At 32.2% G+C, this 661-nt stretch carries 1 protein-coding gene; it reads left to right on the top strand.

The window, feature by feature from the left end; all coding sequences use genetic code 11:
• The coding region (locus GBZ86_RS16550; RefSeq protein WP_207707487.1) for an alpha-N-acetylglucosaminidase TIM-barrel domain-containing protein at positions 1 to 661 on the top strand (661 nt) is incomplete at both ends.

Raw genomic sequence — 661 nt, 5'->3', positions numbered from 1 at the left:
AGGTTCTCAGTATATTAATTGGTTTGATTTTAGTATTAAAGCTAATACAAATAATTTAGACTATTTCCAAATTTCAAATGGTGATAATGGAAAAATTAAAATTGAAGGAAATAACGGTGTTTCTTTAACAACAGGATTAAATTATTATTTAAAATACTTTTGTAAAGTACAAATTACAGAGTTTGGTGACCCAGTAAAAATGCCGATAATTGCACCAAGTTTAGATGTGTCTATTAGAAAAGAAACTCCATATGAAATAAGATATGCACACAATTACTGCACATTCTCTTATACTATGGCATTTTGGAGTGATGAGCAATGGCAAGTTTGGTTAGATTGGTTAGCGTTAAATGGTGTAAATCTTGTTTTAGATCTAAATGCTCAAGATGAAGTGTGGAGAAGATTTTTAGGGGAACTTGGATATGACATTATTGAAATAAAAAATTGGTTAGTAGGACCAGCATATATGGCTTGGCAATACATGGGCAACATGGGTACTTTCGGAGGTCCTCTTCCAGACCAATGGTTTGAAGTTAGAACAGAACTTGCAAGAAAAATGCAAAGAAAAATGAAAGCACTTGGTATGAAAATAGTTCTTCAAGGTTATGCTGGAATGGTGCCAACAGATATAAAAGATAAAAGACCAAACGTGGAGATAATA

This window comes from Clostridium tarantellae (assembly GCF_009295725.1).
Taxonomy (GTDB): domain Bacteria; phylum Bacillota; class Clostridia; order Clostridiales; family Clostridiaceae; genus Sarcina; species Sarcina tarantellae.
Note: the sequence above shows the minus strand (reverse complement) of the source record. Positions and strands in the feature narration are given on the sequence as shown.